At 44.4% G+C, this 23,226-nt stretch carries 29 protein-coding genes, 1 tRNA gene and 4 pseudogenes; 16 read left to right on the top strand and 18 right to left on the bottom strand.

Annotated features, from left to right (window positions below; all coding sequences use genetic code 11):
• Positions 1-47: 47 nt before the first annotated feature.
• Positions 48-209: a hypothetical protein gene (locus ACK28X_RS01690; RefSeq protein ID WP_412057967.1), complete on the bottom strand. Its 162-nt coding sequence runs from the start codon at positions 207-209 to the stop codon at positions 48-50.
• A 51-nt stretch (positions 210-260) separates the two neighbouring features.
• Between ACK28X_RS01690 and ACK28X_RS01685 the strand changes: the two genes are divergently transcribed.
• Complete coding sequence (locus tag ACK28X_RS01685; protein ID WP_412057966.1) at positions 261-404, top strand: hypothetical protein; 144 nt, start codon at positions 261-263, stop codon at positions 402-404.
• A 305-nt stretch (positions 405-709) separates the two neighbouring features.
• Positions 710-883 (top strand): annotated as a pseudogene (locus tag ACK28X_RS01680) (helix-turn-helix domain-containing protein); the annotation flags it as partial.
• 164 nt (positions 884-1,047) lie between these two features.
• Here ACK28X_RS01680 and ACK28X_RS01675 read toward each other — a convergent pair.
• The 9 genes and pseudogenes from ACK28X_RS01675 to ACK28X_RS01635 form a co-directional block, all read right to left on the bottom strand.
• A complete protein-coding gene (locus ACK28X_RS01675) occupies positions 1,048-1,254 on the bottom strand; it encodes a hypothetical protein (RefSeq protein WP_412058319.1) in 207 nt (68 codons plus the stop codon).
• Position 1,255: 1 nt separating this feature from the next.
• Positions 1,256-2,383 (bottom strand): N4-gp56 family major capsid protein, encoded by a 1,128-nt coding sequence (locus ACK28X_RS01670; protein ID WP_412057965.1) that lies wholly within the window; start codon positions 2,381-2,383, stop codon positions 1,256-1,258.
• An 11-nt stretch (positions 2,384-2,394) separates the two neighbouring features.
• Positions 2,395-3,258 carry a hypothetical protein gene (locus ACK28X_RS01665; RefSeq protein ID WP_412057964.1) on the bottom strand — a complete coding sequence of 288 codons (864 nt, stop codon included), beginning with the start codon at positions 3,256-3,258 and terminating at the stop codon, positions 2,395-2,397.
• An 11-nt stretch (positions 3,259-3,269) separates the two neighbouring features.
• Positions 3,270-5,271, bottom strand: a pseudogene (locus ACK28X_RS01660) (portal protein).
• Positions 5,256-6,591 (bottom strand): annotated as a pseudogene (locus tag ACK28X_RS01655) (PBSX family phage terminase large subunit). Before ACK28X_RS01655 ends, ACK28X_RS01660 begins: the two co-directional pseudogenes overlap by 16 nt.
• Complete coding sequence (locus ACK28X_RS01650; RefSeq protein WP_412057963.1) at positions 6,572-6,898, bottom strand: hypothetical protein; 327 nt, start codon at positions 6,896-6,898, stop codon at positions 6,572-6,574. Before ACK28X_RS01650 ends, ACK28X_RS01655 begins: the two are co-directional and overlap by 20 nt.
• Positions 6,899-7,067: 169 nt before the next feature.
• A complete protein-coding gene (locus ACK28X_RS01645; RefSeq protein ID WP_412057962.1) occupies positions 7,068-7,559 on the bottom strand; it encodes a hypothetical protein in 492 nt (163 codons plus the stop codon).
• 612 nt (positions 7,560-8,171) lie between these two features.
• On the bottom strand, positions 8,172-8,795 hold the full coding sequence (locus ACK28X_RS01640; protein WP_412057961.1) for a hypothetical protein: 624 nt from the start codon (positions 8,793-8,795) through the stop codon (positions 8,172-8,174).
• On the bottom strand, positions 8,782-9,429 hold the full coding sequence (locus tag ACK28X_RS01635; RefSeq protein ID WP_412057960.1) for a hypothetical protein: 648 nt from the start codon (positions 9,427-9,429) through the stop codon (positions 8,782-8,784). Before ACK28X_RS01635 ends, ACK28X_RS01640 begins: the two co-directional genes overlap by 14 nt.
• Before the next feature lie 108 nt (positions 9,430-9,537).
• Between ACK28X_RS01635 and ACK28X_RS01630 the strand changes: the two genes are divergently transcribed.
• Complete coding sequence (locus tag ACK28X_RS01630; RefSeq protein WP_412057959.1) at positions 9,538-10,218, top strand: hypothetical protein; 681 nt, start codon at positions 9,538-9,540, stop codon at positions 10,216-10,218.
• 40 nt (positions 10,219-10,258) lie between these two features.
• Here the strand turns inward: ACK28X_RS01630 and ACK28X_RS01625 are convergent, their stop codons facing one another.
• The 4 genes and pseudogenes from ACK28X_RS01625 to ACK28X_RS01610 form a co-directional block, all read right to left on the bottom strand.
• The gene (locus ACK28X_RS01625; protein WP_412057958.1) at positions 10,259-10,567 is read right to left on the bottom strand and encodes a hypothetical protein; all 309 of its coding nucleotides are present in this window, start codon (positions 10,565-10,567) and stop codon (positions 10,259-10,261) included.
• Positions 10,568-10,584: 17 nt separating this feature from the next.
• Positions 10,585-10,848 (bottom strand): hypothetical protein, encoded by a 264-nt coding sequence (locus ACK28X_RS01620; protein ID WP_412057957.1) that lies wholly within the window; start codon positions 10,846-10,848, stop codon positions 10,585-10,587.
• A gap of 120 nt (positions 10,849-10,968) precedes the next feature.
• The gene (locus tag ACK28X_RS01615) at positions 10,969-11,172 is read right to left on the bottom strand and encodes a hypothetical protein (protein ID WP_412058318.1); all 204 of its coding nucleotides are present in this window, start codon (positions 11,170-11,172) and stop codon (positions 10,969-10,971) included.
• 48 nt (positions 11,173-11,220) lie between these two features.
• Positions 11,221-11,313 (bottom strand): annotated as a pseudogene (locus tag ACK28X_RS01610) (hypothetical protein); the annotation flags it as partial.
• A 96-nt stretch (positions 11,314-11,409) separates the two neighbouring features.
• On the opposite strand from ACK28X_RS01610, the gene ACK28X_RS01605 reads away from it, so the two are divergent.
• The 9 genes from ACK28X_RS01605 to ACK28X_RS01565 all read left to right on the top strand — a co-directional run bounded on the left by ACK28X_RS01605 (position 11,410) and on the right by ACK28X_RS01565 (position 16,700).
• Positions 11,410-11,712: a helix-turn-helix domain-containing protein gene (locus ACK28X_RS01605; protein ID WP_412057956.1), complete on the top strand. Its 303-nt coding sequence runs from the start codon at positions 11,410-11,412 to the stop codon at positions 11,710-11,712.
• Positions 11,713-11,921: 209 nt separating this feature from the next.
• A complete protein-coding gene (locus tag ACK28X_RS01600; protein WP_412057955.1) occupies positions 11,922-12,302 on the top strand; it encodes a hypothetical protein in 381 nt (126 codons plus the stop codon).
• Positions 12,303-12,416: 114 nt separating this feature from the next.
• Positions 12,417-12,677 (top strand): hypothetical protein, encoded by a 261-nt coding sequence (locus tag ACK28X_RS01595; protein ID WP_412057954.1) that lies wholly within the window; start codon positions 12,417-12,419, stop codon positions 12,675-12,677.
• Between the two features lie 2 nt (positions 12,678-12,679).
• Positions 12,680-13,513 carry a hypothetical protein gene (locus tag ACK28X_RS01590; RefSeq protein ID WP_412057953.1) on the top strand — a complete coding sequence of 278 codons (834 nt, stop codon included), beginning with the start codon at positions 12,680-12,682 and terminating at the stop codon, positions 13,511-13,513.
• Between the two features lie 2 nt (positions 13,514-13,515).
• Positions 13,516-14,010 (top strand): hypothetical protein, encoded by a 495-nt coding sequence (locus ACK28X_RS01585; protein WP_412057952.1) that lies wholly within the window; start codon positions 13,516-13,518, stop codon positions 14,008-14,010.
• Between the two features lie 12 nt (positions 14,011-14,022).
• On the top strand, positions 14,023-14,763 hold the full coding sequence (gene bet / locus ACK28X_RS01580) for a phage recombination protein Bet (RefSeq protein ID WP_412057951.1): 741 nt from the start codon (positions 14,023-14,025) through the stop codon (positions 14,761-14,763).
• A gap of 8 nt (positions 14,764-14,771) precedes the next feature.
• Positions 14,772-15,404, top strand: coding sequence for a lambda exonuclease family protein (locus ACK28X_RS01575; RefSeq protein ID WP_412057950.1), 633 nt, complete (start codon positions 14,772-14,774; stop codon positions 15,402-15,404).
• A gap of 34 nt (positions 15,405-15,438) precedes the next feature.
• Entirely contained in the window at positions 15,439-15,657 is a 219-nt protein-coding gene (locus ACK28X_RS01570; protein WP_412057949.1) for a hypothetical protein, read from the top strand.
• Positions 15,658-15,662: 5 nt separating this feature from the next.
• Positions 15,663-16,700 (top strand): tyrosine-type recombinase/integrase, encoded by a 1,038-nt coding sequence (locus ACK28X_RS01565; RefSeq protein ID WP_412058259.1) that lies wholly within the window; start codon positions 15,663-15,665, stop codon positions 16,698-16,700.
• Between the two features lie 84 nt (positions 16,701-16,784).
• Here the strand turns inward: ACK28X_RS01565 and ACK28X_RS01560 are convergent.
• Both ACK28X_RS01560 and folE read right to left on the bottom strand, forming a co-directional pair.
• Positions 16,785-16,869: transfer RNA gene (locus ACK28X_RS01560), tRNA-Leu, on the bottom strand.
• A gap of 107 nt (positions 16,870-16,976) precedes the next feature.
• Positions 16,977-17,600 carry a GTP cyclohydrolase I FolE gene (gene folE, locus ACK28X_RS01555; RefSeq protein ID WP_412057948.1) on the bottom strand — a complete coding sequence of 208 codons (624 nt, stop codon included), beginning with the start codon at positions 17,598-17,600 and terminating at the stop codon, positions 16,977-16,979.
• Between the two features lie 111 nt (positions 17,601-17,711).
• On the opposite strand from folE, the gene ACK28X_RS01550 reads away from it, so the two are divergent.
• From ACK28X_RS01550 to thrS, 3 genes are all read left to right on the top strand, one after another.
• Entirely contained in the window at positions 17,712-18,155 is a 444-nt protein-coding gene (locus ACK28X_RS01550) for an iron-sulfur cluster assembly scaffold protein (RefSeq protein WP_412057947.1), read from the top strand.
• On the top strand, positions 18,142-18,435 hold the full coding sequence (gene yidD, locus ACK28X_RS01545) for a membrane protein insertion efficiency factor YidD (protein ID WP_412057946.1): 294 nt from the start codon (positions 18,142-18,144) through the stop codon (positions 18,433-18,435). The genes ACK28X_RS01550 and yidD overlap by 14 nt, the downstream gene beginning before the upstream one ends.
• Positions 18,436-18,602: 167 nt before the next feature.
• Positions 18,603-20,576 (top strand): threonine--tRNA ligase, encoded by a 1,974-nt coding sequence (gene thrS / locus ACK28X_RS01540; RefSeq protein WP_412057945.1) that lies wholly within the window; start codon positions 18,603-18,605, stop codon positions 20,574-20,576.
• An 81-nt stretch (positions 20,577-20,657) separates the two neighbouring features.
• Here the strand turns inward: thrS and ACK28X_RS01535 are convergent, their stop codons facing one another.
• Positions 20,658-21,554 carry a carboxypeptidase regulatory-like domain-containing protein gene (locus ACK28X_RS01535; RefSeq protein ID WP_412057944.1) on the bottom strand — a complete coding sequence of 299 codons (897 nt, stop codon included), beginning with the start codon at positions 21,552-21,554 and terminating at the stop codon, positions 20,658-20,660.
• 43 nt (positions 21,555-21,597) lie between these two features.
• A complete protein-coding gene (locus ACK28X_RS01530; RefSeq protein WP_412057943.1) occupies positions 21,598-21,921 on the bottom strand; it encodes a HesB/IscA family protein in 324 nt (107 codons plus the stop codon).
• Between the two features lie 78 nt (positions 21,922-21,999).
• On the opposite strand from ACK28X_RS01530, the gene ACK28X_RS01525 reads away from it, so the two are divergent.
• Positions 22,000-23,187: a deoxyguanosinetriphosphate triphosphohydrolase gene (locus ACK28X_RS01525; protein ID WP_412057942.1), complete on the top strand. Its 1,188-nt coding sequence runs from the start codon at positions 22,000-22,002 to the stop codon at positions 23,185-23,187.
• The last annotated feature ends 39 nt before the right edge of the window (positions 23,188-23,226 follow it).

Raw genomic sequence — 23,226 nt, 5'->3', positions numbered from 1 at the left:
ACTTTTTCTGTATTATAATTCAAGATCAGAATAATGAATACCCTTATCTATACGCTGTCTTTAATAGAGGTTAAAGAATTTCTTATGCTGGCGCAGACCTTGCAATAAAAATGTTTCGCCTCTTGTTCATCCAATATTATGACTTGCGCAAGATAGGGTGAGCTTGTTGCCGCCGTATGGCCATAAACAATTGTCCAAACAACCACCATAGCGCTTTTATATTACGCTTTAGATTGAGAAGAGGAGGATATGAAGAGCTGATGCATATCTTGATTGATCTTACTACTGCTTTATCAAATTTTGGAGCCAGCGCAGAGAAAATAGTTGCCGCGGTTCATGCTGTTTGCAACTACGAAGAAAAGGTACGAGAAGCAAAACAAAAACCGTTATGCACGTTATACTAAAAACGTAACGAGCGTAACACAAAATTGGACGAAAAAGTGCGCTTAAAATATTTATCTCCGTACACTAAACACTCGCTTGAGCCTATATCTTACTAGTCTTGTCGTTATCAGCGCACTAGGCCACCTGATCGCGACTGGATTACAACCTGCAGCCTTTTTGAACCAAAAACGCTGGTTTGATCAACCTCACCAACACAAGAGCACAATCATGTCATAACTTATGCAAATTAGCGGCAACGCGGGCAGCAAATTCGAGAGCAACTGCTGCACAACCGAAAGCCATTTTTTGTTGGAGTAATGACAAGATGGCCGATAATGCTAAATTAGGCAAGGTTGAGCGTTGGCAATTAGAGCTTGGAGAAAATACGATTATCCATCTTCTCGCACATTTAGTCCATAACGGCTTAGTTGTCATGCGCGATAGTATCAATTGTTGGCGTATAGCACCGAAAAATGGCCATTCTGCTTGCGGTATTGATTTGCGTGTTTTAGTGCATCGTTATGATGAGTTAACGGAAATGATCAAAAAGAAGAATGCTTATTGGATCGTTTTAATCTTAAAAAAGATACACAAAAGTATGAGAAAAAATACACAAAATCAGAATATTCAAACAAAAATAAGGGATCTCTTGAAAAACTTGAATCAAATAATCAAGATTTCTGCGCAACCACCACTCAAAATAGAGCCAAATGGCGCTAGCACTTTAACAATTATGTCTAAAATAAGGGCGCCACGAGGTAAAATGCCCACAAGAAGGGCTTTATTATCCAAACAATAATCGTAGCGCAAATAGCCCACTTGCTGGGTGGTGTTTTCGCGCCCTTGTAAAGGGTTTGGCAGTTCGGACATGTTAAACCTCTTCGGCAAAAGTTGAAATGACAATCGTGCCAAAATCTTGGGGCGTTATTTGCGCGTCGTCTCCAAGATTTGGCAATTGAAACCGCGTTTTCTTGATACCAAGAATGCTTTTGGCGGCCACGCCCAATTCACGATTATAGTCAAAGGGCTGTTCCACGATAGAATAGGTGGTGTTGCCTTGGTTTTTACCCACAGCAAAAACAGCACTTTGCGCCCCAAGCAAAACCCCTCGTCGCACGTTAGGAATGGGCTTGCCAGTCTTAGAATTAACACCAGTGGTTACAAATTCGCTTTCGCGCAAAACCACGCCATTATACATGCCAAGCGATCCGTCAAAGATAGGGTTCTTAGCGCGTGAGCCATTGTAGACGGCTTTGGTAATGTCCAGCCATTGGCCTTGATCGGTATTGGTACGCAACTGGGTTACTTGAGTTGGGTGTAGATAAAGCACATAAACCCGATCACCCCCCACAATAACGGGGCGAATCTTGGGATTGGCCAATTTTGCGCGTTGCACAGCTTTATCCACCATTTTTAAATCAAATGTATCGGCCGGCGTAATGGATTCTTCGGCTGGCTTACCACCAGCAATAAAATGCCGCAGAGATGAAGGCGCTTGCGGCGTATTAAACCCCCAAAACACTGGCGACAAATATTGTTTCATCCCGCCGACAATGGCTTCTGTTGCTGTGTAACCACACACTTGTAAGAAAAACATCAAGGATAGACGTGTTGAATACCAATCAACAAGCCCGTTGCGCGCCTCAGAGCGCATATCAAACATAATGCGTTGTTGGTCAATGGTGCCTTTCTCTTTCACGCGCACCGCGTGATTAAGCTCATTGATAAAAAGCGTGTCAGAAAGGGTATTGAGCGCTTCTTCATTGCCTTCCAAAACTTGATGTTCACTCACACCAGTGCCGCGCAATTGCATGCGCAGCCCAACGGTCACGCTATCACCAGCACTTTTTTGCATGTTATCCATTACTTGGATAATGTTATTATCGCCCTTGCCCATCAGTTTGCTGATATCAAGAGCTTTATTTGTCTTAACAAAAAGGCTTTTCGCCCAAGTTTTTACCGCCAATGGGTGATTTATACCATAAGTGGTTACTGCCATCTGATCAATCCTTACATTCTGCTCAGTAATTCGTCGTAGTAGTCTTGGTTTTTCGCGTCTTTATTGATCCAGCCTTGGAAGGCTTGGTCGGACATATTGGCAATGTCTTCTAAAGATAAAGCGGCGGATACAGTCCCCCCGCCCGATGCGCTTAACGTACGGGAAGCATTGAGCTTTTCTTCCAACTGTCCAAGCTTTTGTGAGGGTGCATCGCTGGGTACATAGCCTGATGCTTTGGCTAGGTCATAAAGCGCCTTTGCTGGATCAATTCTCTGTTGCCTACAGGCATGCAAGATAGTTAGCGTATCTTGTCCAATGGCTTGGGTGATTTCTTGCTCTGATAGAGGGATCGGTCTTGTTGCGCCCAATACTTTAAGCTGATTAGCGCGGGTGGTTGTCAAAAAGTCAATGGCTTGCAAAATGTCAGGCTGTGTTGTTTTTGCCGCGGCAATGGAGTGGTTTAAGTCTTCAATAGCAGCATTATTTTGAGCGATAATTTCGGCTTCTTGGCGCTGTTGCTCAATCGTGCTTTTAAGCGCGTGGTAGTTTTGCTCTAGCCGCTCTAAATAACCCAAAAAATCCTCTTCAGGCGTTGGTTCGCCTTTTGGCTCTTCTTTTGGTTGAAGGAGCTTTGCCCGCTCTTCCAAGCGAATGGCATGTTCGCGCAAGCGCTGGTTTTCCTGCTCTATAAGCGCAGCGCGCTCGCGCTCTCTATCCAGCACCTCTGCTGCAATGGGCGGGGCATTTTGCGCCTCTTGCGCTTCTTGTGTCTCTTGTGCCTGTTCGCTTGGCGCTTCTGGCGCGGGGCGCTCTTCGTCTTGCGCGTCGCCTTCGCCCAAAATCAACAGCTCTTCTTCTGTAAAGTCTTCATCCATATAGGGTCTCCTTAGACTGAATCGTTCAAGGCGCGCCAATGCTCTGCCATAAGATCATTGGCATAATGACGCTCCTCCATTTGCTGGGCTTTTAGCGCTATTTCTTGGTTAGAAAGCGCCATTTTAGCTTGTATGTCTTGCATCTTTTGCGCGGCCTTTATTTGCTCAAGAGAGACCTTTGTTTGCGCAATCTGTTGGTCAATAGCCGCTTTTTGCATTTCTGCTTGGGCTTTGGCGCCCACGGCTTGTAGCTGCAATTGCTGCGCCCGTTCGCGCGGGTCGCCCTGTTGAAGTTCTGTTGCTTTTTGTTGCTCTTGGCTTTGCATTTGTTCGCGCACTTTGCCTTGCACACGGTCAAGTAAAGAGGCTGGTAAGGGCGAATAGCGTAGCAATTCAAATAAGAGATCAGGCGTTAATTGCTCTTGGATCAGCGGCATTAATTGCATGATCAAAGCAAAAGTGCGCTCTTTCTCATTAGGGCTTGTCGGCGCGTCATCGACAATAATGTCATATTCAACCGAAGTGACATCCTGCTTCATCAAAGGCACATACTGCGCTTTATCTTGGCCAGCAATTTTCACCAAACGGCCATCGGCCATATAGTTTTGAATCAAATGGAGGATTAGCTTGCCTTGGCGTTGGCGATAAAGGCGCAAAGCGTCAAATAATCCTGCCAAAAGATTTAAGCTAGATTGGCGGCGCTGGGCTTCTAAGACGCCGGCTTGGTTAACTTCGCGCGTTCCAATAAATTCGGGGGAAAGCCCCGTCACTTGCGTGATTGCCTCCTTGGCTTCTTCAAACAAACGAAAGAACCCCGCAGGGAATTGCGCCGCTGGTTTTGGCTGAATGCGTCCTCCCGTCAAGGCGCCAGAGCTTGTCCACGTAATCATATCGGCACGGGCAAGGCTTTCCGCGGCTAGGCTATCATCATCAAAAGCGCCCCGCTCAGCCATAATGCCGCCCTTGGATTGGCTGTTAAGCAAATACATAACTTGGCTAAAATATTTGTTTGCCCAGCGTTGGGGGTCTTTCGTTGGGGCGACAATGCCATAATAGCGCTTATTGACCTTATCAAAATAGCCAGTAATGCATTCCCAGCCCAGTTGCCCATGGGGGGTCATGGGTTGGTCAATAGGCGCTAATAATCTTTTACCCAAAAAGGCGCGTTTTACCGTTTTGCGGGTCAATCTCACGCCGTGAATTTGCGGCATGTGTTGCTTTAATTGGCGGAATTCTTGCTCGCTAATATCACGTATTTGCCCGCTTTGGGGATCTGTGACCTTGTAATAAGGCTCGTGTTCAAACCAGCGGCATTCAAGGATAGTGACCTCTTTTGGCGTACTACTATCAATGTTGCTAAAATTTACGCTATCATCCAAAGCATTTATATTGGCGTCAAGGTCAGCATCCAATGCATGAGGAAACAGCGCGCGCGCCTCCTCAATGGTCTTTTTGTCTACATAAAAAAGGCGCGTAGCATCAGCAAGGTTTGGTTTCACACAAGTGCTCGGCCACACCATTTTCATAGGGTCAAGGCGGGCAACGACGGGGTCGCCATCAGGATTATTTTCGTAATCAAGGCGCGTGTCCGTCCAGCCCATGCCGCAAATTACCGTATCTTGGAAGGCATCACTATCGGCATATTCAGCCAAAGCCTCTTGCCGAAACCATTCAGCCGCACCTGTCAAAAGCTCATTAGCAAGAGCCGCGCCCTCTTGACGGGGGAATAAATTGCACCTCACGGCGATTGTTGCGCTCTGCACCCACCACAGCATTAACAAGCGGGGCAATGCGGTTAAACGTCATGGTCGGGCGCTTTTGCAGTCTTAAACTGGTGCTATCTTCATCGCTCCATTGTTTACCATTATAAAAATCATAGTCTTCCTTGGCGCATTTACGCCATTGTTCCACATGCTTAATATCGGCTTGAAACCAGCGCATAAGACGACGATAATCGTCATCGGGCGCAAGGCTTTCATCATGAGAAACATCATCCATCATTGCGCCATCCATGAGCTATTATAAGTGTCTATCTCGCTATAAGCGGGACGCTTTGGGCGCTGATAAGGCTCTTCATAAGCAATACACATCAAGCCAAAGGCATCGGCAGCATGGCTTGCCCAATCATGGGCGGGACCAAGACCAATATTGCGAAACTCATCGCGTTTTTCGTGGTACCAGCTAAGCGCCTTGCGTCCATGCGCGGTCTTATCCTTATCAAACCAAAGAGCGGGGAAAAGGCGTCGCGCCGCCTCTATACGCATTCTTGCAGCGCCCGCGCCTTGATTGGGCACTACGCGCACATTGAAGCCCGCATCAATCAAAGCACTTTCAAAACTCACATTATGAATACGATCACGTGTTGCACCATCATGGGGCAGCACTAATAAAGCTTTGTCATATTGGTTGGCACGTAGCCATTCAATATGCGCGCTCAGTGGTTGCCCTTGCGCTTCATAATAATCAAGCACCCGTACTTGCTTACCAATAAATTGGGCAATCCAAATGGCAGTTGCATCGGCTTTAGCGCCAGTACCCCCAATATCAAAAAAAGCACGGACTTGCATCAAAGGATCTCTTGCTACAGGGGCAATACGGCCTTCTTGCTCAGCCGTCAAAAGATCCTTCTCAAAATAAGAGCCCGCAACATAGCGTAAATAATCGCCTTCCCATATGTGTTTGTAAAATTGCGGGCGGTGCTCGTAATCGGCAAGGCGGGCGCGCTCTAGTTTTTTAGGAAAGCAAGGATTATCACGCCAATTGATTTCCAGGCTCTTAATGTTGGGGTCGTTAGTAAAGCGAAAAAGCTCTTCAACCGGAGCATTCTCGCGCAAAGGATTCCATGTGACCCATAGTTCCGAATGCAAACCTTCACCCTCTTCGCGCAAAGTGGGGATTAAAGTTTGCCAAGCGTTATGAAGTCACAGGTTCCGCCTCATCCACCCAGCAGATCAAAATGCGACCCATCGACTTAATACTGGCGATATTGCGATCTAAACCGGAAAAAACATAAGAAATCCGGCCATCGCGCGATTTAATATATTTTTCGCCAATTTCATAATAAGCCTTCAAAAACTCATGAGACTCAATGGCGCGTTTAACCTCTTCAAGCGAGCTTTCGCTTAGGGAGTTCTGAAACTGGCGCGCACAGAGAATAATACCACTAGCGCCTTTATCGGCACTTGCCCCATATTGATAGCCGCGTAAAGCGCTCATTAAGGCAAAAGAGCGCGTTTTACCAGATCCACGTCCACCCTAAGCGGCACGCACATCACAAACACCATCAAAAAGGGGAATAAGCTTAGGAATAAGCTCAATTTTCGCTGTGGTCATGGTCGTGCTTTGACGCCATAGGCACAATTTCAATACGAGAAACCAATTCTAAAGGCGCGCCATTTGCGCCGGTGACTTGCAAGGGCAAAACCTTAGCAAGCAAAGCCATAAACGGCTTGGGGTTTTCCATTGCTTGGGTAGTTAAATAACTTAAAAGGCCATCTTTATTGCTTGGATTAAGCTTTTTACCAGCATGTTCAGCAGCAAGTAAAATGGCGTCTTTAAGTATTTTGGTGGTTTTGTTAGGCACGCCTTTAGGGCGACCAGCACCCGCTTTCAGGGGAGCATAATCTTTTTGTGTCATCATCACATCGTAAAAATGTTGGAAATTTGGGCGCAGTTCTGAAAAGACAACACGTCATTTATTGCAAATAGAAAAGCATATGTCAAAAAATGTCATTAATTTTTAAAGAAATGACGATCCAAAACATTTAATGCAAGGCGCAATTACCTACTAAATGCGGTAGTTTTATATCTTAAACTACTAAATATTGTAGGGATGCCCATAAATTATCATTGGGGTTCTCAAATTGCGCTTCCATAATTACACGCCTAACATCATTCCGGCGTTGGGTGCAGATTGCAACCCAATGTTGGGAAGCCCCTTCTTGCCCATTATTTGAAACATGTTCATAAATGCCATGAGAAAAGCCCTTGGCACAGAGGTAGTTATTACGTATTTCGAGATATTTTTGCGCAACATCGTATTGGCGCTGACTAATGCCCATCCCGCTTTTATCGCCAATCAAAACTAGCGTACCAATAAAACTATTAGCTAGAGGGCTTTTCGCATCCGCAAGGGAAAGCCCTTTATGCTTTGCGCGCATCTTTATCGCTAAAAGGTCAATGGGTTCTTGAAGGGGGGCAGGTCTTCTAAATTTTTTCGCCCGTGAAATCCTCCCATTAGGCTCGCGTATCACATTTTTAACGCGTTTACGTCCACGTTTTTTCTTTATTGCCTTCGCCATTTTTGCTCCATAAATCTACATACGGTATTGTAATATAAATAATCACACTATATATAGATTTTATAGGGCGGTGAATATTTTCTCTCTATTTTTTAGCAAAGTGGGTTTTGAAACTACTTCTTTTTATAGCTGTTGTGAATATATGTAATGAGCGTTACATTTAATGTGATTCTTTTTATAACTGTGGGGGTATAACGCATTATGATTAAATTTTTTCAAAAAATATATGTAAAATTGAAAATATACCTAATGTTCTTTTTAGATTTTTTTATGATATTAGTTTATTTTTACTCATCATTTAAAAAATCAGGATTAAGTCTTTCAGAATACATAAAAAAAGATATTATTATACTTTTTATAAGTATTTTACTTATAGTAATAGTTTATGCATTTTATTTATGCATAAAAAAGATTAATACCTTGAGGCATTCCAATAAAAAGTCCAACCAAGAAGATACATAACCAAACGTCATCGGACTTTCCAATTAACAACGTAACCACACTGCAATCAATGTCCCATGTTGCTTTGGACGGTTTTGATTTCTGGATCTTGGCCAAGACAGCCAATCAAGCATACTTTATTCAAACTTGTCATTTTTCCTTTTCCTTAATTTACGCTTGCGCGTTTTTTTTTAAATCTTTTTCGCTCTTGCTCTGCAAAGACGGTGAGGACTTCACGACATTGCCAAGCTTAACAAAACCGCCTAGCTGTTTGTGTTCGGTACGTGTGGTCAATAAGTACGTTTCTGCTTCTTCTACTTTGCTGATCGTGTCAAAAACATCTCCGACACGGCGTAAAACATGCGCAACGTGCGTAGAAAACCTCTCATTATTGACCTGTTTCCAGAGCTCCGAAATCCCCCCAAATTGGCGCAAACAAGCGTGTTCACGGGGCGTCAAAGACTCATTGAAAACTGTTTTTTCATAGGACGAGATAAAATTAGAGCTAATATATTCAGATACTTTGCTGATGAAACGTGCGCGCTCAATTTCATGGCGCACGTCCTCTGTTGGTTGCTTTCTGCGGCTATATTTGACGAAGAGCGCGGGGCTGGGCATTTTGCCGTAGGTTTGCTCATTGTGCAGAATTTGCTTGCACGTGTTCGCGAATTCCTCATCGGTAAAAAGCGGGGCAAGCTCGCAATAAAGCAATTCACTCCAGTGATCTGTAAATTCTAATTGCAGCAAAGCGGCCATTCTGTTGAGTTGGCTTAGGAATGTTTCAATGGTTAGCATCGGCCAATAGCCTTTCGTGGATTTCTTGCAAGCGCGGCATTACACGCTTTGACGTTTCGATATTGGCTAGAATGCTCGCGCCTGCTACATGGCGATTGCCGGAAGGCTTAGGCGTGGGATAAGGGCACATAGCGGTGGAATTGGTTCCTAAGGGTGTAAAATCATCACTCCAGCGAGCATTGTTGAGAAAGGTAGCGGCGTGCATCCGAAATTCGTGGTATTCTCGGGAATTTTTATAACGCCTTACCCCGTCCATAATCACCTTGAGAGCGTATTTCTTGCGGGCTTTGATGAAGGCTTCACGCGCTTTTTTCTTGTTGACGTTATGCCCGTATTCTCCCCAAAAAATCCCGTCGAACTCCTCCTCAAGCGCGGATTTTTGTAGCTGGGCTTGCGTAGGCTCCGGCGGCTTTGCTGGTGATTTGCTAATGCTGTCCGTGGTCTCAAGCGCCATTGCGCTGTTGATTGGTTGGCCATCGTCGGGCGATTTTTTTTGTATTTGTTCGTTAGAACAAATATTTTTAATATCTATATCTTCTTCTTTATCTTCTTCTATATGGTCAACATGTGTTGAATTTTGTTGAGCGTTTGTTGAAGTTTTGTTGAACGTTTGTTGGAACATCCTCGCTAACATGTTGTTTTTTTATGGATTTTGCTTGTACGCTTGCTAGACCCGCCTTGCGTCTTTTTTCTGAAAGATCCTCGTGCCGCTCTTTGTCACCATCAAAACCAGTAAGCATTGTTGGAAAAATTTCTTGAACAGCACACTAAAGAACTAGAAAAGCAAAACAGAGCACTTGAAGAGCAGAATACGGCTTTACAGCAAACCAATGAATACCTAAAAACCATAGCTAATCTCTTATTCGAAGAACGAGAAGAGAGAAAAATTGAAAAAATAGGCGCAGGCCTCACAATACAATCACACTTCTTTCTACGGCGATTGATTGCACGGCTTGGCGAAGCTATCGTGTATAAGGTGCTTTGTATTGGGAATATTAAAAATGATTCAAATGGTTTTATAAAATTGCGTAGTATAAGCATATCTGATAAAAGTCCTTTTAAATTTGATGATGACGCTTTTGCATCCAATAAATACAATGATCTTCATCATATAAAAGAAAATAAAGATTTAAATGATGAAGTACTTTACGCCAAGCGTTCATCTGAAAAGCGTATTCTTTTAAATAAAAAAGGAGGACACATAAATTATTTCTCAGAAGAAAGAGTAAATAATATTTTTAACCTAGGGATAAATGAAAGTATTCGTTTTGAACTGTATATGGAGACACTACAAGAATACAATGACTATAATGATCCAATATCGCTTTTTCTTGAATATTCACCTTCTCTAGACCCCTATCAAATAATTAAGATACCATTTGGTGGATACCTGAAATGTGAGATAGAAGAGAGGACGCCCTAGTTTAAAAAGGCAGTGCATATACCTCTGTCCTAGAAGGGCTTTATGGGCTTGTGGAGGCTTTCATTCCTTCTTTCTCACGTTGTTCACGCATTCTGTCAAAAGACTTGATAGACTCTCTCAATCGTTCTAGGTCTCGTCCTTTCTCACCCTTAATAATATCCTCCTGCTGGCTAATAATTATATCAATCTGCTTTTGCATGGCGCTTAGGTAATCAACGATAAGCGTACTTTGTTTTCCAGAACGCTTTTGCAATAGTTTCTTAAAAGCATAAGCGTTGAAATAAAATCCAAGGCAAAGCAGGAGGAGTGCTGTAGATATTATTGAAAATAGTATTTCTATTGTGGTCATGTCTTTCCCCATATCCCCTAATGCATCTTTGCGTGTTCTTCTGATGAATTATCTTCATCGTTTGCGATTTGATCGTTGCCTTTAGCGCCAATGCCAATACGGACAAGGTGGACATTAGGATGTTCGCCTTTAAGAAAGCCGCTAAGGTTTTTGATCATGTATTCTTGCTTGTTTAGGGCGTTTTCTGCTTTAATTAGCGTACTGGTAAGCTCTTCTATGGCCTCTTTTTGTTTGGCTATTATGCGCTTATCGAGGCGGTGGGCGTAGTAACCGCTAGCCATGGAAATTAGATAGACTGCTGATACGAAGGCAAAAATGAGTCCTAGTAGCATGGTTGTATTCCTTTAGGCTTTAACATTTTGGGCATGCGGTTATCTGTGCCTTTGTTTTGGGTGTGCTCTTTATGTATGCACGCTATAGTTGTGTTGATTACCACCCGCGCCCACTCGGGGGTTTGACTGGGCGCGGGCGGCGTCCTGCGGTAAGTCGGAGGCACCGCAAGGAGGGGAGTTCGCTTCTTGGCTGTTATCTCTCTGTGCTAGAAGCGCTTGCAACCGTTCTGGATAAAAGAAGTCATCAGGACGTACAAAGTTATTGGTCGCCAAGGCGATCTTTTTTATTGTTTCTGGGCGGGGTAATCGCTTTCCATTTATGTATCTACTTACCGATACAGCAGTGACGCCAATCGTTTTTGCGAACGTAGCGTGACTTATCTGATTTTCCTTCAGGTAACATTTGAGGTTCATCATAAAAATTACATACCATTTAGGTATTATTATGGCAAGCCTTATTTTACCGTATTGGTATTTGAAAAAATATTTTTTTGCATTACTGTATGAAGCATGAGCAATTTAAGGCATTTTCGAGAAAAAGCTGGGCTTACCTTAGCTGAATTAGCTAAGCGTGCAGGCACAAGCCAACCTCAGATTTTCCGTTTAGAGCGTGGACAACGTAAACTAACAAAAGAATGGGCGATACGCTTAGCTCCTCACCTAGAGGTTACGCCCCAGCAACTTCTTTTTCCAAATTCTTCGTCTGGGAGCTTAGATGACCAAATAAAAGAGCTGCTTGATCATCTAAGCGAAGCAAAAAAGCTTAAGCTCTTAGATCTCCTTGTATCATTTTACGACGAACAAAAGCGATAAAATACTCCTTTGTTAATAATGCCCAAACTTCTAAAATCTTTCTGTCTAATTGGGATCTCTCCTTCATTTTATCCTCCTAATTAAAAAAATAACCATATTGGTATTGCACATGCTATACCAATATGGTATTCTATTCCTATAAATATGAAAAACACAACCACGAAGAAGCACTCGCCGATCTGGTTTGTTAAAGGGATATGGAGGTTGAAATGCACACGAAAGCACCGTTTTTTGTAACGCGTGATGAAATCTTATTGCTCACCTATTCTGACGGAGAACACGTAGGCAGAAGTGGTCCATTTTTAGATAAACGCGATATCTTAGACATGCTTTCCGCTATGGACGGCGTAGAGCAAGTGCTTTGCATTAATCCAAAAACGCAAAGCACTATCGACATAAGCGAACAGGTCGCTGAACTGTACATAGAAACATTCGACCTAGCACCCGATGATGATATAGCCCGCCCCTTTGTGCGCAATAGCCTAGCTTACGCCACGCTCTTAGTGGAATGGGCAGAACAGACCTTTAAAGACATCTATTACGGCACCTACGAACAACAAAACCGCTTGCGTGCGTCTGATGTTTTGTGAGGGCGCTATGAAAGAAGCCCTAATCTGTATCGTTGAATGCCTAGGCTTTCTAACCATCTTCACGCTCGCATGGTTTGTCTTGATCGCTACTTAATCATACCAAAGGAATTTATCATGACGTCTCTAAGTCCAAAATATCGCTTGTTGAGAGATGAAAGCATCACAAAGAACGGCCATACGCTCTATCGCATTCAAGCCATGCGTGATTTTGCCAATGTCAAAGCTGGAGACTTGGGCGGCTTTGTTGAGAGTGAGGACAACCTAAGTCATGAAGGAGATTGTTGGGTTGGTGGCAATGCACGTGTTGGCGGCAATGCGCATATTGATGGCGACAGGGTAATAGACGGCGACACAGTTATTACAGCGGAGGAATAGGCATGGAAAAGAAATACGAACTGACTCAAGAAACAAGAGACGTGGGCGACCGTACCCTCTACCGTATCAAAGCCCTACGCGATTTTGGCGATGTGAAAGCAGGCGAATTAGGCGGCTTTGTTGAGAACGAATACCGCCTAAGCCATGATGGTACCTGCTGGGTCGGGGGTGATGCATGTGTTTTTGATAATGCATATGTTTTTGATGATGCGTGTCTTGATTGGAATGCGCTAGTTTTTGGCGCGGCGAAAATTTCAGGCAAGGCGCGGGTCGTGGGCAATGCAATTGTTTATGATAATGCGCAAGTTTTTGGCAATGCAGAGGTTTATTGCAATGCAAAAGTTTTTGGCAACGCAAAGATTTATGACGATGCAAAAATTGCTGAAGGCGCGCAAGTTTTTGGCAATGCAAAGGTTTATGGCGATACAAAAGTTGAACGCAACGCACGTATCGAAGGTAAAGCAGTAATAGACAGCGATACGCACGTTTCCGGCGGTACAGTCCTCACACATGACTACATACAAGAGAAATACCAATTCACTAACGAGATCAAAGAGATAGACGGCCATACCCTCTATCGTATCCAAGCCCTACGCGACTTTGACGATGTGAAAGCGGGTGACTTGGGCGGCTTTATTGAGAGTGAACAGAACCTAGACCATGAAGGCGATTGTTGGGTCGCTGACAATGCACAGGTTTTTGACTATGCGCGGGTTTGTGATGATGCGTTGGTTAGTGGCGATGCGCAGGTTTTTGACAAAGCGCTTGTTGAAGGTAATGGAGTAATAGGCGGCGATATCCACGTTTCTGGTAACACAATCATTACAGGGGAATAAGCATGGAAAAGAAATACGAACTTACGGACGAAATAATAGGATTACAAGGCCGCACTCTTCACCGTATCAAAGCCCTACGCGACTTTGGCGATGTGAAAGCTGGAGACTTGGGCGGCTACATTGAGCGCGAGGACAACCTAAGCCATGAGGGTGAATGTTGGGTTGGCAATGATGCGCGGGTTTTTGAATATGCGCGGATTTATGGCAAGGCACAAGTTACAGGCTATGCGCTAGTTTTTGGCTCGGCAAAAATTTCAGGTAAAGCGCGGGTTTATGATGATGCACAGGTTTTTGACCATGCTAGAATTTTTGGCGATGCGCGGGTTTTTGGCGATGCGAAGATTTCAGACAGTGCAGAAGTTTGGGGAGATGCCAAGATTGTTGATTTTGCAAAGGTTACTAACCACGCCCAGATAGCCGCCTCCATAACAATTGCAGGCAATGATTGTATCAACGGCTTTACCCGTATCACGACTACCTCCACCACCCCAGCTTAGGAGAAACCACTAATGACCCAACTTGTTCAATCCCCCCTTGCCCTTATGGCAAGCAACTATGGCTTCTCAGAAGAGGCCTTTCGCCAAACCATTATGAAAACTTGCATGACAGGCAATATAGCAGCTGAAGAATTTGCCGCCTTTATTTCCGTTGCCAATACCTACGGCCTTAATCCTCTAACAAAAGAGATTTACGCGTTCCCAAAACGTGGTGGCGGTATCACACCCATTGTGTCCATTGATGGCTGGATTAAAATCATAAAATCTAATCCAGCCTTTGATGGCATGACCTTTAAAGATCATTTCGACCAAGCAGGCAATCTCATATCCATTACCTGCTCAATACGGCTCAAAAGCATTAAAGACCCAATAGAGGTCACGGAATATCTAAAAGAATGTCAACAGCAAACCGACCCATGGCGTAAATGGCCTGCCCGTATGCTACGCCATAAGGCGACTATCCAATGTGCCCGTTATGCCTTTGGCTTCTCTGGTATCTATGATGAAGACGAAGCAACACGCTTAAATGCCCCCGTATCAGAAAGCCAAGAAGTCTTTGCCGATGCAGAAACGCTTGCCGTGGTGCAACAGCTGATCTTGGATACTCAAAGCGATGAGGCAAAAGCCCTAGCATCGGTTCATGCATCAAGCTTTGAAAGCCTATCGCAAAGCCAAGCGCAAACGCTTTTACAACTGCTTAAAAAGAAACAAGCTTTGCACAGTTCACAAGCGCAAACCCTTTCTGTTGCTTAGAGGTTCATATGGAACAGAGAACTGCCGCATGGTTTGATGCCCGCCTTGGCAAGGTAACTGCCTCTAAGGTGTATTGCGTTGTGCATAGAACAGCAAAAGGCCTGCCAAGCGCGGCCTATGAGGATTATAAGATCCAGCTATTGACCGAGCGGCTTACCGGCAAGGCGATAGAGACCTATATAACGGCGGCCATGCAATGGGGCATTGATCATGAGTATGATGCCTTGGAAGACTATAGCTTTATGACGGGGCATGAGGTTAGTGCTTGTGGCTTTATTCCCCACCCTAGTATTGCCATGGCGGGGGCAAGCCCAGATGGCTTGGTAGGTGATGATGGCCTGATAGAGATCAAATGCCCCCATTCCACCACTCATGCCCGCTTTTTAATTGATGGGATTATTAAGCCCGAATGGCAAGCACAGATGCAGTTTCAACTGGCGTGCACGGGGCGGCAATGGGTGGATTTTATTAGTTTTGACCCACGCTTTAGCGAAAGGAATGCAAGCTTAAGGAGCGAGATCAAGCGCCTATGGCGTGATGAGGCACGCATTCAAGAGATAGAGGCATGTGTGCATGCCTTCCTTGAAGAGGTGCAGGCTCTTGAAGACAAGCTTACCGCCAAATCCAGCGCGATAGGATGATAAGAGAAGATATACAGCTAATGGAGCAAGATATATGGGACACCGACCTCCTACCATAACCCAACCAGCTATCGCCCGCGCTTTGCGTGAAGCCAAGAAGCTAGGCTGTGACCGTATAGCCATCAAACCAGATGGCGAGGTTATTATCTATCTCAACGAGAGCGCAGAAGAAACAGAGCTAACCACTCAAAGCTCTATTACCACACAGGCAAGTTCTGATGCTTTTTACGATAAATACGATATCTGTTTGTGAGTGTTATGCCTAAGCCGCGTCCACCCCATTTAGTGAGAGAACACAGCCGTCATGGGAAAGTGCTTTGGTATGTTCGTATCAATAAAGGCCAGCGCATTAGAGTAGAAGGCACATATGGTACACAAGAATTCGTGGATAATTATAAAAGCGCTATTGCCCAATTACAGGGGCAAACGCCAATAACGATTAAAGGCAAGCGCAATGCAGAAGGCTCTTTCTCATGGCTTTTAAATAAATATTACAAAAGCATGGAGTGGCATAAATTAGCTGCTCCTACCAAAAGGCAACGCGAGCTCATCTTAGAGAAAGCCGAGAAAGACATGGGGCATGTGCCTTATAAAGCGCTTAAGCGTCAGCACTTTATTGACGCGGTAGAGCGGCGCAAAGAGACTCCTGCGGCGGCTAGAGAATTTTTGAAAGCGTTTAGAGGCGTATTTAATTGGGCTATTGATCATGGCTTTCTTGAAGAAAACCCCACGCTCGCCATCAAAACGCCTGCTCTTACCAATAAGGAAGGGTTTGCCATATGGTTAGAAGACGACATAGACAAATACTACCAGCGTTGGCCATTAGGTACGCATGAACGGGTATGGATTGATGTGTTGCTCTACACAGGTCTGCGCCGGGGTGATGCCGCGCGGGTTGGTTGGAAAGATGTCAAAGATGGTGTCATTCACCTAAAGACGGAAAAGAGCCAATTTCAAACAGAGGTTTTTTTGCCTATCCTGCCCGAGCTTTTAACAACTCTTGAAGCGGGGCCAACAGGGGAAGAAACTTTCATTTGCGGCAAAAGCGGAAAAACATTGATAAAAGGAAGTTTTGGCATCGCCTTCAGCCAAGCATGCCGCATGGCTGGCATCAAAAAATCAGCTCATGGCTTGCGCAAATTAGCGGCGACTCGGGCGGCGAATTCAGGCGCGACTGTTGCACAATTGAAAGCCATTTTTGGATGGACTGATGACGAGATGGCATCGCTTTATACAAAGAGTGCTGATCGGCGGCGACTCGCTCTTGAAGCGATAGAAAAGATACAAAAAAGGTAAGGGGATGACATCAAAAAAATATAACAGAATCAAAGAGGCTAAAATTCCCGAACTTTACTATAACCTATTGATTTTATTATTAAATGGTGCGGTCGAGAAGACTCGAACTTCCACGGGTTGCCCCACAGCGACCTCAACGCTGCGCGTCTACCAATTCCGCCACGACCGCACTAAGTAAAACGATTTCACTTGTGGGGCTGTAACAAATCCTTTTCATTGTGGCAAGCCTCTTTTTTATTCTGTAGTATTTATTTATATAATTCGTTAAATTTCTTATCAAAGACGAGGTATAACCATTTGTAAAAATACGCTTTGGGCACTTGAATCTACCGCATACGTACCAAAAAAATTAGTGGTTATCGTCTTTGCGCCAACTTTATGCACCCCACGCATTGCCATACACATATGCTCAGCCTCCAACAGCACCGCAAGTCCCAAAGGCTGGAGATACTCTGATAGGTTTCTACTAATTTGCGCCGTCAAACTTTCTTGAGTTTGCAAGCGACGAGCAAAAACATCGACCAAACGAGCCAACTTTGAAAGGCCGATTACCCGCCCATTGGGCACATAGGCAATATGAGCCTTACCAGTGATAGGTACCATATGATGCTCGCAATGGGAAAAAAAAGCTATATCGCGTAATAAAACGGGTTCGCTGTAGCCCTCAACCTCTTCAAAGAAAGTACCCAGAACTGTTTGAGCCGATTGTTGATAACCAGAAAACAGTTCTTCATAGGCTTTGGTCACACGCTTTGGTGTATCTCGTAAGCCCTCGCGATCTGGATTATCACCAGCCCATAACAGGAGGGTGCGTACCGCCGATTCAGCGTCTTCACGGCTCGGGCGTTGGATTTGAGATTTGGGTAAATTTGATTTTACACCTTTAAGATTATTTTGCATAAAAACTCCCACGAGATTTCGCTTGGCTATCCTAGTACTTGCTTTATAAGCTCTATATAATAATCATAAACAAATCACAAAGCGTACCCATTAGAAAATGAAATAGGTGTTATGCTAAACGATATTTATACGCCAGAGATTTTAACCTGCGCGGCTCAAATTAGTAAAATAGGCCGCCTTAACAACCCTAACGCCAGTGCCGAAAAACACTCCCGCCTATGTGGGTCACGAATCATTGTTGATCTTACAATGGAAGGTGATACAATCATTGAATTTGGGCAAGTTATCCAAGCCTGCGCTTTAGGGCAAGCTGCAGCGTCTTTAGTGGCAAGCCATATTATTGGTATGTCTAGCCTTCAATTCAAATCTTTACAAACCCACATATTTGCTATGCTCAGCGAGGGAGCGCCTCTCCCTAAGGGATTTTTCGAAGATTTTGCCATTCTTGCCCCAATTACAGCGTATCCTCAACGCCATGCCTCAGCTATGCTTTGCCTAGATGCCGTGGTAGATTGTATTGAACAAATTGAAAAATATCCCCATGAGAAAACATAAAACCAGCAGAAACTATCAAGGGTCATGGGCGAAAACCCCCGGCCGCCTTTTAGGGATCGGAGCAATTCGATTTTATCAGCTAAGCCTTTCAAACTTGATCGGCAACCAATGTCGTCACTTGCCTAGTTGTTCAGAATATGGCTATGAAGCTATCGCTCGCCATGGCTTGTGGTCAGGTGGTTGGCTTACCCTCTTTCGCCTGTGCCGCTGTGGGCCATGGGGTACAAGTGGTTTTGACCCAGTGCCTGACACTTTGCAATCTAAAGACACCCTACAGTAGTAGCCTTAGGGTTATTGCTGTGCAAAAAAACACGAGTAGCCCACCCAATTTTAAACAGGCATTTGCAATTTAAAACAAAGCGTCATAGAATTAGCCCTCCAAAGCTTTTATAGCTCCTATTAATCCCACCCGCATTGGTTGGCGGGACTGGACTTACGAGGTCATATATGTCTTTTATTCTAGAATTTCCCGATGGCGCCAAACGAAACTATGCTGCGCCTCTAACGGGGTTCGAACTAGCCCAATCAATTTCACAATCCCTAAGTAAAAAGGCTATAGCCTACTGCTTAAACGAAGTAATTTATGACCTCAACGACACCATCACCCAAAGCGGGACTATCGACATTATCGCCCGCGATGATCCACGCGCCTTAGAGATTATCCGCCATGATTGTGCCCACGTCTTAGCCGAAGCAGTACAAGAGTTATTCCCAAATACCCAAGTAACAATTGGGCCAGTTATTGAAAACGGCTTCTATTACGATTTTGCGCGCGACACCCCCTTCACTCTTGATGATCTACCGATTATTGAAGCAAAAATGCGGGAGATAATTAAGCGCAACCAACCAATCACCAAAGAAATATGGTCGCGCGAAAAGGCGCGCGATGTTTTCCTTACCAAAGGAGAAACCTATAAAGTAGAACTTATCGACACTCTTCCCGATAATGAAACTCTAAGGATCTACACCCAAGGTGAATGGTTTGATCTCTGCCGTGGACCACACTTGCCATCTACGGGCTTTATAGGCAATGCCTTTAAATTAATGAAGGTAGCTGGCGCATATTGGCGCGGCGATTCTAATAACCCGATGCTTACTCGCATTTATGGAACGGCATTTGCTAGCGAGCAAGAATTAAAAGCATACCTTCATACTTTAGAAGAAGCAGAAAAGCGGGATCACAGGCGTTTAGGGCGTGAAATGGACTTATTTCACCTCCAAGAAGAAGGTCCTGGAACAGTTTTTTGGCACACAAAAGGCTGGAAAATGTTTCAGAACCTTATCAACTATATGCGCCGGCGCAATGAAAGCCATGACTATGCAGAAGTTAATAGTCCTGAACTACTTGATAAATGCTTTTGGGAAACCTCAGGTCACTGGGGGTGGTATAAAGAAAATATGTTCAAGGCAACAACCGCTAGCGATGAAAGCGATGACAGTCGAATCTATGCTATCAAACCTATGAATTGCCCTGGGCATATCCAGATTTTTAAACATGGGTTAAAATCCTATCGCGATTTACCAATAAAAATGGCAGAATTTGGTAAAGTGCATCGTTATGAACCTTCAGGCTCGTTGCATGGAATTATGCGACTTCGTGGTTTTACCCAAGATGATGCCCATGTCTTTTGTACCGAAGATCAGTTGGCTGGGGAATGTTTGAAGATGAACGACCTCATCCTCACCGCCTATCAAGATTTTGGCTTTCATGAAATCACAGTCAAACTTTCCACCCGCCCTGGTAAGCGCGTAGGTTCAGATGCTCTATGGGATCGAGCAGAAAAAATTATGCTCAATGTACTGGAAACTATTAAAGGCAATTCCAATGGGCGGGTCAAAACTAGCATCCTGCTTGGCGAAGGGGCTTTTTATGGCCCTAAACTTGAATATACGCTGCGCGATGCTATTGGCCGTGAATGGCAATGCGGCACTATTCAATTAGACTTCAACCTGCCAGAATTATTTGGCGCGTTTTATATTGATAAAGATTCGGGAAAACAGCAGCCTGTTATGCTCCACCGGGCTGTATTAGGCTCACTTGAGCGCTTTTTAGGCATCTTGATCGAAAATTTTGCTGGGCACCTGCCCTTTTGGTTTGCACCACTGCAAGTGGTTGTCACTACAATTACATCCGATGCCAATGAGTACGCCGAAAACGTTGCTACTAAATTAAAGGCCGCCGGCTTGGCTGTGCAAACCGATTTGCGCAATGAAAAGATCAATTACAAGATCCGCGAACACTCTTTGCAAAAAGTGCCAGTCATTTTGGTATGTGGCAAGCGCGAATCTGAAACCCATAGCGTAAACGTCCGTCGCTTAGGTAGCCAAATGCAAACATCTATGCCACTTGATACCTTAATTAACCAATTAATACATGAAGCTACCCCGCCTGACATTAAACGCCTGAAAGAAGCTCAATAAAGGCTTTGATTACCCCGCCTACATGGGGGCGGGGGTTCCCCTTCCCCACTAGCTATTCATTTCTTTAATTAAAGATAAAACTCAATCCACCGAATCGTCTAAAAGATCGCCATTTTCTGGATCGGAAATGACATCCACATTTTTATCTTGACCAGAAGAGACAGAAAATTCTTTTTGATAGATAAGATCCTTGTTTCGAGCAGTGACCACATAATCCCCTTCTGCCAAAATCAACGAAGCATAAGCCCCCGCTGTCTCATAAATAATATCGCCATAACTATCCGCAATTGACCAACTTGTATCCGCAATCGCTTCACCGCCTGCCCGCCGAACCAATTTTAAAGTAATTTGCGCAGCTTGATGTTGTAAGGTCATTTGGGCGATTTTTCCAGCACTCACCTGAATATTAGAACTAGCTATAGCATTACTCGCACCATAATAGGAGACAACATGATAAGTTCCTGCGGCTAGGCGCACTAAGCTACGCGGCTTAATATTATCCATAATCAAACCAGTTTCATCATTAGCACGATCATCTTTGTAAAGACTAAAACTCAATTGCTTTTCGTTAATATGCCCATTAACCAAAACGGCATCAAGGTTGATCGCGCCCGCGTTAAGATTGAAATCTTCATGCAAACTTTGACCATCCTTGATCTCTACTCTACGCATTGCGCGTGCATGCCCAAAAGACACCGCTACCACATAGCTACCGGAATCTAAGTCGAACACCCCTTCCCCACCCGCTTGGCTTGCAACAAGTAATAATCTATCATTTTCACCCAAAGTAGCGTTATAGACATACCAAAAAAGCCCGTCATGGATAGACTCGCCTCCCAGCATAAGGCGCGCGGTCAAGGTCAGATGACCTTCAGGCTTCTTTTCTCTCACCACAGGTTGAGACAACGCTTCACCCACCACAAAAGGAGCGATAGGTGCCACAAAAGCAAGGGCAAAAAAAATAAAAAACTGTCTCACAAGCTCAAACCTCTCCGAGACGAATCGCCCCTTTCGCTACCTTTCAAAGAGAAAAACTCACACCACAACCACAAGACGAAGTGGCGTTAGGGTTATTCATTTTAAAGGATTCTCCCATAAGGTCATCAATAAAATCAAGAGTAGCGCCCTCTAAAAAAGGGATAGAGAGTAAATCAATTAATATTTTTGCCCCATCTTTTTCAAGCAGAAGGTCACCATCTTGGGCACAATCGACAAGATCGTAGCGGTAAGAGAATCCCGAACACCCCCCCCCTTCTACTGAAACCCGCAACGCAATCTTACCCGGTTCCTTACTTAATATTTGGCTGATCCGCTTGGCTGCGGCACTTGAAATTTCTACAGCCATTTGCGCAACTCCTTGCAATTCATCATAATAGATACTTATTATATAACTGTTATGTAAGATGCGAATGGAAAACTTGCAATGGATATCAGCAAAATTGGCTTGGGATATAGACCGCGTGCTCCCTTCGCCTCTCAACCCCAAAAAAGCCGCGGACGCCTTTTCCATGAATCCGAAAGTGAAATCCGCACCCCCTTTCAACGTGATCGTGACCGCCTTATCCATTCTACAGCGTTTCGTCGTTTAAAGCATAAAACGCAGGTCTTCATTGCCTGTGAAGGCGATCATTATCGTACTCGACTAACGCATACGCTAGAAGTTGCACAAATCGCCCGAACTCTCGCGCGCGCTCTGTGCCTTGATGAAGATCTCGCTGAAGCTGTTGCTCTTGCCCACGACTTTGGTCATCCGCCTTTTGGTCATGCTGGTGAAGACGCCCTAAATGAATTGATGGATTCCTATGGCGGATTTGATCACAACGCTCATGGCTTAAGAATTGTAACAAAAATTGAAAGCCGCTACGCTGCTTTTGATGGCCTCAATTTAAGTTGGGAAACTCTTGAAGGCTTAGTCAAGCATAATGGCCCCCTTCTAGGGCCCCATAGCGCGAACCGTCCAGTTCATGAGAGCATTCTTGAATATAACCGACGCCACGACCTCATGCTGGATTGCTTTGCTAGCCTTGAAGCACAATGTGCAGCAATCGCCGATGATATCGCCTATGATGCCCATGATATTGATGACGGTATCCGCGCCGGTTTATTGGAATTTGATCAACTTGCCTCCTTAAACCTTACCGGCAATATTTTACAAGAGGTGAAAGATACCTATCCAAATTTAGACAAAAGCCGTCTTAGTAATGAGATAGAGCGTCGACAAATTGCTACGATGATTGAAGATGTCCTTAATACTGCGCAGCAAAATTTGGCAACATATTGCCCCCAAAACCAGCTTGATATTTATCAAGCGGGGCGCGCCTTTATCCACTTTTCACCTGCTATGGTAGCGCAAGAAAAACAACTAAAAAGCTTTCTCTTTAATAATCTCTATGGCCATCCAAACGTATTAAAAGTGCGAAATCAAGCTAAAACTATGCTTCATCAGCTCTTCCATCATTATCAAGAATACCCTGAAAATTTACCACCTGAGTGGTCTAAAAAAAGTCGAGATCTCAATGAAACTGCTATGGCACATCTGATCGGAGATTTTTTAGCAGGTATGACAGATAATTACGCTTTTTATGAATATCGACGCCTATTTGACCACTAGCACAAATTGTCCTATGAAGAAGCAAAACTGGAAATGGCA

Origin of the sequence: Bartonella sp. DGB2, from assembly GCF_046843095.1 — a bacterium.
Taxonomy (GTDB): Bacteria; Pseudomonadota; Alphaproteobacteria; order Rhizobiales; family Rhizobiaceae; genus Bartonella.
This window is presented reverse-complemented; position numbering and strand designations above follow the sequence as displayed.